This window comes from Sporosarcina sp. E16_8, assembly GCF_017347095.1.
Taxonomy (GTDB): Bacteria; Bacillota; Bacilli; order Bacillales_A; family Planococcaceae; genus Sporosarcina.
The window spans coordinates 1-8,373 of the sequence record NZ_JADPRZ010000080.1; the positions used below are offsets into that span (position 1 = coordinate 1).

Here is an 8,373-nt window from a genome sequence, read left to right on the forward strand (position 1 = left end):
CTCGAGTCGCTTCAGTCCTTAAGTTAAAGGCAAAGTGCGCCTTTATCTTTAGGCCCTACAGCGCTTTTCGGGGCTAAGCAGGCGCCCTACGCTTTTCTTAAAGTGTTTCCGAAGTTGTTTTACCTTGCATATGAAGTTGTAGGTAATCCGGTCCGCCTGCTTTTGAATCTGTACCTGACATGTTGAATCCACCAAACGGTTGGTAACCAACGATTGCGCCTGTGCAATTACGGTTGAAGTACAAGTTACCAACATGGAAATCTTCACGAGCTTGTTCAATATGATGACGGTTAGTTGTGATTACCGCGCCTGTTAGACCGTAGTCCGTGTTGTTTGCAAATTCGATAGCTTCTGTGAAGCTCTTCGCTTTAGACAAACCTACAACTGGTCCAAAGATTTCTTCTTGCATAATGCGTGCTTTTGGATCAAGATCCGCAAAGACCGTTGGTGCAACGAAGAATCCTTTCGAACTGTCGCCTGTTCCTCCTGCGATTAAACGGCCTTCTTTTTTACCGATTTCGATGTAGCTCATAACCTTGTCGAATGACGCTTGATCGATTACAGGTCCAGTGAAGTTAGATAGATCAGCTGGATCGCCGTATGTCAATTCTTTTGTTAATACTGCTACACGTTCTACAACTTGGTCATAAACGTCTTCGTGAATAATCGCACGTGAACAAGCTGAACATTTCTGTCCGCTGAATCCGAATGATGATTTCACGATTGCTTGAGCAGCAAGTTCTAGATCTGCTTCATTATCAACAACAATCGTATCTTTACCGCCCATTTCAGCGATAACACGTTTCAACCAGATTTGGCCTTCGTTCACTTTAGCCGCACGTTCGTAAATGCGTGTTCCTACTTCACGTGAACCCGTGAATGAGACAAAGCGTGTTCTTGGGTGATCAACTAGATAGTCACCAATCTCAGAACCAGATCCTGGGATGTAGTTAACAACGCCTGCTGGCATTCCCGCTTCTTCAAGAACTTCGATGAATTTATAGGCAACAACTGGTGTTGTAGATGCTGGTTTAAGAAGTACTGTATTTCCTGTTACAAGAGCAGCAACTGTCGTACCCGCCATGATTGCGAATGCAAAGTTCCAAGGAGAGATGATAACGCCTACTCCAAGAGGAATGTAGTCGAAACGGTTGAATTCTCCCGGACGGCTTTCAACAGGGATACCATTTTTCAGTTCAAGCATTTTGCGTGCATAGAACTCTAGGAAATCGATTGCTTCAGCTGTATCTGCATCTGCTTCATTCCAAGGCTTACCTGCTTCTTTAGTAAGTAATGCTGAGAATTCGTGTTTGCGTCGGCGAATGATTGCAGCAGCTTTGAATAACACGTCCGCGCGGAATTCAGGTTTAACTTTTTTCCACGTATTGAACGTTGCGTCTGCAACTGTCATCGCTTTTTCAGCAAGGTCTTTACTTGCTTTAGAAACGCTACCGATTATTTCTTCTTTGTTTGCAGGGTTCGTTGATACTAATTTTCCTTCAGTCATGATGCGCTCTCCACCGATAATAAGTGGATAATCTTGACCAAGGTAACCATCGACTAGTTTTAAAGCTTCAAGAAAAGCTTGTTTATTCTCTTCTACCGTAAAATCCGTAAATGGTTCGTGTTTATATGGAATCATATTATTCCTCCTCTTTAATTGTGAAACGCAAAATTTATTTGCACTTTGTAATTGATTACATATATAATAATGCAAAAGATTGTTGCAGATATCAAGCATTATTCATTAGTTTTTCAAAAAAAGTATTTGGAAGGTGATTATTTTGATGAATATAGACGATTCTCTCTTCCCTTTTTATGAGTTTGCAGTGCGTCGTGCCGCGGTTGGCATACACGCCGTTGACAATAATGGCCGGACTGTCATCTATAATGAAAAGATGAAAGAAATTGAAGGACTTGCACTCGAAGATGTCGGTGATCGTTCAATTTTGGAACTTTTCAATTTTGAACAGGATGAAAGTACATTGTTAAAAGTTTTGCAAAGCGGCAAAGAACAACTAAATGTAAAACAAACGTACTGGAACCGCAACGGTACAGAAATCACATCCATTAATGACACATTCCCAGTCTTTAACCAACAAGTTCTCATCGGAGCTGTTGAATTAGCCCGCGACGTAACAGCTCTCGAGAAATTCGTTCTTCAGCCATTTCGAAAAAACAGTGATCCTGTTACATTCAATCAAATAATTGCTTCCTCCCCGCCTATGAAAGTGGTTATTGCGACTGCAAAAAAAGCAGCGAAAGCAAAATTACCGGTATTGTTAATCGGCGAAACAGGTACTGGTAAAGATCTTATCGCTGAAAGCATACATAATGAATTGTCTCCTTCCAGCACCGTACTCTATACCCTGTTCTGTCATAGTTCAGACCCAATACTTATAGCTCGTTTAGATAATGATTTAAATGTGGAGGATCCACTTACTTTATTTTGTGAAAGAATCGATTTATTATCCATTCCATTACAACAAAAATTGCTATCGATACTTTTAAAATCACCTAACAGTAACAAGCAATTCATCGCAAGCATCGGGGATGACCCTGTGGAATTAATCGCCTCGGGCACATTACTAAAAGACTTATATTATTTCTTTGCATCCTTTACAATCCGAATTCCGCCCCTGCGAAAACGGAAAGAAGATATATTGCCATTCATTGTCGCTTATTTAGAGCGGCGCAATGAGCGTTACGGTTCAACACTTAAAGATATTAAACCCGAAGTTGAGCATCTTTTCCTTGGGTATGAATGGCCAGGTAATATGCGTGAACTCGAATTTCTTCTCGATGAAATCTCTTCCCTTGCAATGACTGAAACGGCTATTACGTATGATCTGCTCCCTCTCCATTTCCGGATGAAAAGCGCTGATATCACCGACGAACCAACGCAGGCTGCCGATTTTATAGTTCAGCCAGGTAAAGAGTTGTTGCCGCTTGACCAGTTTTTGCGTGAGGCGGAAGCATATTACTTACAAAAAGCGATGCAACTTAATGATAAGAACGTCACGAAAACTGCAAATGCGCTTGGTATGAGCAGGCAGAATTTGCAGTATCGATTACGGAAATTAAAAAAATGAGGACAAAGGCAGAATTGCCTTTGTTCTCATTTTTTATTGTCTAGCTCCAGCGCCTAGCCCCACACGAAGTGGGGCATGCAGTGGGGAGGGATTGAACTTCATCCCTCCTTGTTGCGACACGACGTCGCGAATTTAGACTGCCTTCTTTTATCCGCTTATGCCTGTCGCGTCTGTGCGGCCGCTTCCGCTTGGGCCCACAGGATGTGGGTCATGTAGCCTTTGCCGCAGGACGCGGCGCACTTAGGCTACGTTCCTTTATTGTCCAGCTTCAGCGGCCAAACGCTCGGGTCATAAGCAGCCCAGCTGCACGGCAAAGTAAGCCGTTTCGCAGGTCTGCTTATGCCTGTCGCGTCTGAGCGGCCGCTTACGCTTTTCTTTATTGTCCAGACTTCTCGATCCAGTCTTGTAGTTTGTCTTTCAATGAATTGAATCCTTCTGCATCACTTTCGTCGACACGCGCTTGCAATGACTTACGCGGATGGTCGTCTCTTCTTGTTGCGACCGGTGCTTCTTGAAGAGCACGGATTGATAGACTAATCTTACCAGCAGCTTCGTCGACTTCCAGCACTTTTACTTGTACTTCTTGCCCTACAGTAAGAAAGTCATTTATGTCTTTCACAAATCCGTACGTTATTTCGGAAATGTGGACAAGTCCCTGTGTTTCACCATCAAGTGCAACAAATGCACCATACGGCTGGATGCCTGTCACTTTGCCCGAAAACTCTTCGCCTACTTCATATTTTCGCGCCATTTCAAACAACTCCCACTCTATTTTGGTATCGATTCTGCCCTTAAGGCCACTTAAAATTATACCATGTTTATAGATTGCGAGCAAAAAGTCAACGATTTTACCGCGTGTTTAAAACACAACTCTTCTACACGACTCCACCCTTTTATTCAACTAACATCTGACTTAAAATAATCTGCTCGATTTCCCATACGGAATCTTCATTCAAAGCCATCTTTGGACTGACAGAAAGAGTATTTCCACGCTGAAATCCGATCGAGCCTGCCGTTTCTCCGCTACCATCAAATCGCAGACTATAGAGACTATAAATATTTACATTCAATTGACTCCATTCATTGATGAATTCTTCAAGTTTGACTACATTTTTTGTTTTACTATAAAGATGCCACATCGTCTCTTGATCTTTTTGGTCATTCGCATAAAAGTACATACCGATAATAACCAAGGGGCTGACTTCTTTTAATACAGATAGATCATGATTCGAGGAAAATGAATAATATGTTTCTTGAACTTTGTTCTCAAAGCTAGGATTGGGAAACTTCACAATTTCCAGACCCTTTTCAATTAGCATAATCCCACTCATGCTAAACGTTTCAAGTTTTCTCGCCTTCGCAAGCTTCAGTGCTTGGTCTACATCAAATGCTTCTAAACGTTTGAGGCTTTCTGATTCAATCCAATCTGTTACTTCCATTTCAGAGATGACCATTTGCATAATTAAAGCTGTTGGAGAACCTTCACCGGCAGAAGCAATCCTTTTCCATCCTTCACGAAACTCCGTTTTCACCTTGCCGTCAGTGCCAAATATGTGATTAGGTTCCGCCCCTCCCACGATTTCGTAAAAGAGTTCACTGTAAGTCCATTTAAGCATGTCTGTCTTTTCATCATCCATAGTTGTTGACAACAATGTGTTTTCCATGTCCAATAAAAAATCAACCGAGTCTCCCAAGGAATGCACTAGTCCCGGATACGATACGAAAGGTGCAGATTCCAATGATGTAAAAAAACCACCAAAATCTTTGTGGATTGAAGATCGAATCTTTGCACTGAAGTCATTCTTACCGTAAATTGGAGCTATTGTGCCAAATCCTTTTATAAACGTTGGGTAGATGTTTTGCTTTATCATGCCGTCTAATGCTTGTTGCAATTCTTCAGGGTATGTATCTTTATTCTGCATAAACGTATCACCAGCAAAAGTTTCGTCAACAATTGCATCCGCGATAATCTGATCATGTTTGATAAACGTCATATAATAAGCTTGTTGGAGTGTGTCATATTGCTCTATATACCCCTTCATGAACTCCTCACTTTTCACTTTATCGTTCACTAGCGAATTTTTCACTACTCGGCTAACCATTTCAGATGGTAATTCCAACTGGTTAATGATTTTTCCATACTCGTCCTCTATCTTCTCTTTGTTCAGCGTACCCGTCTTTGCAATAACACTTTCATATCTTGCTATCATCGACTCAAAATCGTCGCGTGCTTGTTTTCCATACCTTATATAGTTATAGTCCAGTTTCTCTTTCTCGGTCGATTCCGTAAGGCCCAGTTCGGAATAACGGCTCTCCATTTCGTTCTCAAACGATCCTTTCAGCCGTTCTACATATTTTTCGGCTGAAGCTTTTTTATATTCTTCTCCTGTGATAATAGGAACAATTACAAGTGACAACAAGATTATGATGCCAGTAATCCAGGAAATCACGGCTTTTTTCGAGATCGATTGTTTCAATTTCTCGGTCGCCTGTATCTTCTGTTGCGGCTTTACAAAAACCTGCTCTTTTCTGAATGAAGAATTCAATCGTCTATACGACTTTTCAAGGAATTCAATTCTTTTTTCCAGTTGCCTATCTCCCAAGTCACGGGAGGCTTCGGCAATAGTTTGTTCAACTCTTTCTGGAGAACTATCCATAATCGCAGCAATTTCTAAATCATCTAGCATGTGGAAATGCGAAAGAATGAATGGTACTTTTTTACCCGTTTCAATGTTTACAATCTGGTCATGCAATTCCTGATCCTCTTCAAAAGTAAATAGCGTTTCATTTGGCGCATCAGTTAATTGAACATATGTAAGACTTTTTAATGCATGTTTATATAGCATGCAAACAAGCGACTCTTCATTGCCGATGGAATCTAACTGAATATGTAATTTCCTAAACGTTTCCTCCGCTACATCCGCCGCCTGCTTCGGCGCACAGCCATACTGGATGGCGAAGCGCTCAACGTCTCCTGAATAAATGTCCATCCATTTTTCAAAAGCCTCTCTCTCTCCAGCTCTCACCTTTTGCACCAACTCAAATTCTGTCACGGACAATCCTCTCCTTCATTACGAAGTATCTAATTATTTCAATTATAGCAAAGATAGATTGACCTCGTAATTTGTTTCAAAATACCATGGTATTCGTTTTTAGTTAGTGTACAATTAGAAAATCTCTATCCTAATGAAATGAGTGAATATATTATGAAACAACGTGATCAATGGTCGTCAAAAATCGGTTTCGTTCTTGCGGCTGCGGGCAGTGCGATTGGACTCGGTGCAATATGGAAATTCCCCTATATGGCTGGTATGAACGGCGGAAGTGTTTTCCTTCTACTGTTCATTATATGTACAATTGCAATAGGACTTCCAATTTTGCTCGCAGAGTTTGTCATCGGTCGTATGGGACAAGCTGATGCAGTTACATCACTAAAACGACTTGCTCCAGGGAAAAAGTGGCCTTTGGTTGGCTGGATAGGGCTTGCAGCTTCATTCATTCTCCTGTCATTTTACAGCGTGGTTGGCGGTTGGATACTTTCCTATTTAACACGTGCTATTTTCTTCAAACTCGATGCCACAACAGATCACGGAGATCTTTTCAATACAATTATCGCCAATCCACTAGAGGTTTTATTTGCCCAAGCCGTGTTCATGGGGCTAACGATTTGGATTGTACAAGGTGGTATTAAAGCAGGAATTGAGCGGGCAAGTAGATGGATGATGCCAATGTTATTCATTTTCTTCATTATCTTAGCCATTCGTTCATTAACATTGGACGGTGCAATGGAAGGCGTTCGATTCCTATTTGTACCTGATTGGTCTCATCTTACAGGTTCGACGTTTCTAGTCGCACTCGGGCAAGCTTTTTTCTCATTAAGCGTCGGAGTAACGGCAATGATGACATATGCGTCTTATTTACCGAAAGAAGAAAAGTTAGGACCATCAGCAGTAAATGTGGTGATTTTGAATATCACCATTTCAATTTTAGCTGGTCTTGTTATATTTCCCGCGGTATTCGCTCTCGGCCACTCACCGGCTGAAGGACCTGGACTGATATTCGTCATTTTGCCAGCTATTTTCAGTCAGATTCCGTTTGGCAATGTGTTTATGATTATCTTCTTCATCTTGATGCTTTTTGCGACACTTACTTCATCGATTGCGATGCTTGAAATTGTCGTGTCGACGGGTATCCGAGAGAAACACGACCGCAGAAGACGTGCTTCATGGGTATTCGGAATACTAATCTTCGTCGTTGGTATTCCAAGCGCATTGTCATTCGGAATTCTGTCTAACGTGAAAATCTTCGGCGGATCAATCTTTGACTTTGCTGACACACTGACGAGCAAAATCGCGATGCCACTTGGTGCATTGCTCGTTTCGATATTTGCAGGTTATGTATTGACGAAATCGCAAACCGACGACGAGCTTCGCATGCACCCTGCGATGAGCAGCCTTTGGAAATTCCTCGTCCGATATATAGCACCTGCTGCTATCATCGTCATTTTCATCGTATGGATTATTGAACTATGAGAAAAGCGTAAGGCGCCGTTTAGCCCCGAAAAGCGCTGGAAGGCTTGATGATAAAGGCGATTTTTGCCTTTTCAGCAAGCCTGAAGCGACTCGAGGGGCTGGCGCCTGGAGCCTAGACACTATATAAGGCATCATAAATACCCGCGAATCCAGTAACTGGATTCGCGGGTATTTGTTCACGTCTGTTGATTAACCATTTATCTGCATAAAATACTGGTGAGAAGGGCTTGGTGACCTTCATTTTCACTGAATCATTTCCGTTACGCTTTCGGCGACTATTCATGACAGATTTACTGAGGGGTCCTAGTGTAGCTAGAAGTGACGGAGTCACTTCTAGCTACACTTTTTCAGTAATCCTGTTGTGAATGGTTGCCTGTCGCGTTCCTACAATGTTCAAGTGAAAAATGCAGTTGTTTTGGGAAAAAGAATAGATGACATTCTATAAAGAGTGTAAGTGCCCGAAGATGCAATTTCGGGCACTCTTGTACATTGTACAATGCGTTCCTTGCTTACTCTTAGTAAAGATTATGCATGTATTCATGTGATACCTTATTGATAGTGACACTTCTTTAATAAAAAAAGAAAAAAACATATAGAAAGCATCAGCCCACGTGTGAGGCCAATAAAAATGTTCTTTTTTTATAGTAAAAACTAGTTGATTGTAGTGGAGAGCGGCGACTCCAGCGGGAACAGCGCGAGCTGAAGACCCCGCAGGAACGCAGTGACGAGGAGGCTGAAGCCGTGCCCGC

At 41.9% G+C, this 8,373-nt stretch carries 5 protein-coding genes; 2 read left to right on the plus strand and 3 right to left on the minus strand.

The window, feature by feature from the left end; translation table 11 throughout:
• Positions 1 to 97: 97 nt before the first annotated feature.
• Positions 98 to 1,642, minus strand: a complete 1,545-nt coding sequence (gene pruA / locus I2484_RS20295; RefSeq protein ID WP_207152871.1) for an L-glutamate gamma-semialdehyde dehydrogenase — start codon at positions 1,640 to 1,642, stop codon at positions 98 to 100.
• Between the two features lie 145 nt (positions 1,643 to 1,787).
• Here pruA and I2484_RS20300 point away from each other — a divergent pair, with 145 nt between their 5' ends.
• Positions 1,788 to 3,092, plus strand: coding sequence for an AAA-type ATPase lid domain-containing protein (locus I2484_RS20300; RefSeq protein WP_207152872.1), 1,305 nt, complete (start codon positions 1,788 to 1,790; stop codon positions 3,090 to 3,092).
• A 376-nt stretch (positions 3,093 to 3,468) separates the two neighbouring features.
• Here I2484_RS20300 and yugI read toward each other — a convergent pair whose 3' ends face one another.
• Together yugI and I2484_RS20310 are read right to left on the minus strand one after the other, a co-directional pair.
• Complete coding sequence (yugI, locus tag I2484_RS20305; RefSeq protein WP_207152873.1) at positions 3,469 to 3,843, minus strand: S1 domain-containing post-transcriptional regulator GSP13; 375 nt, start codon at positions 3,841 to 3,843, stop codon at positions 3,469 to 3,471.
• 142 nt (positions 3,844 to 3,985) lie between these two features.
• A complete protein-coding gene (locus I2484_RS20310; protein ID WP_207152874.1) occupies positions 3,986 to 6,145 on the minus strand; it encodes an RNA polymerase sigma factor in 2,160 nt (719 codons plus the stop codon).
• A 153-nt stretch (positions 6,146 to 6,298) separates the two neighbouring features.
• Between I2484_RS20310 and I2484_RS20315 the strand changes: the two genes are divergently transcribed.
• Complete coding sequence (locus I2484_RS20315; protein WP_207152875.1) at positions 6,299 to 7,624, plus strand: sodium-dependent transporter; 1,326 nt, start codon at positions 6,299 to 6,301, stop codon at positions 7,622 to 7,624.
• The last annotated feature ends 749 nt before the right edge of the window (positions 7,625 to 8,373 follow it).

Excerpts from the sequence above, each read along its gene's own strand:
- I2484_RS20315 (WP_207152875.1), top strand. The coding sequence starts at position 6,299 with ATGAAACAACGTGATCAATGGTCGTCAAAAATCGGTTTCGTTCTTGCG.
- yugI (WP_207152873.1), bottom strand. The coding sequence starts at position 3,843 with ATGGCGCGAAAATATGAAGTAGGCGAAGAGTTTTCGGGCAAAGTGACA.
- pruA (WP_207152871.1), bottom strand. The coding sequence starts at position 1,642 with ATGATTCCATATAAACACGAACCATTTACGGATTTTACGGTAGAAGAG.
- I2484_RS20300 (WP_207152872.1), top strand. The coding sequence starts at position 1,788 with ATGAATATAGACGATTCTCTCTTCCCTTTTTATGAGTTTGCAGTGCGT.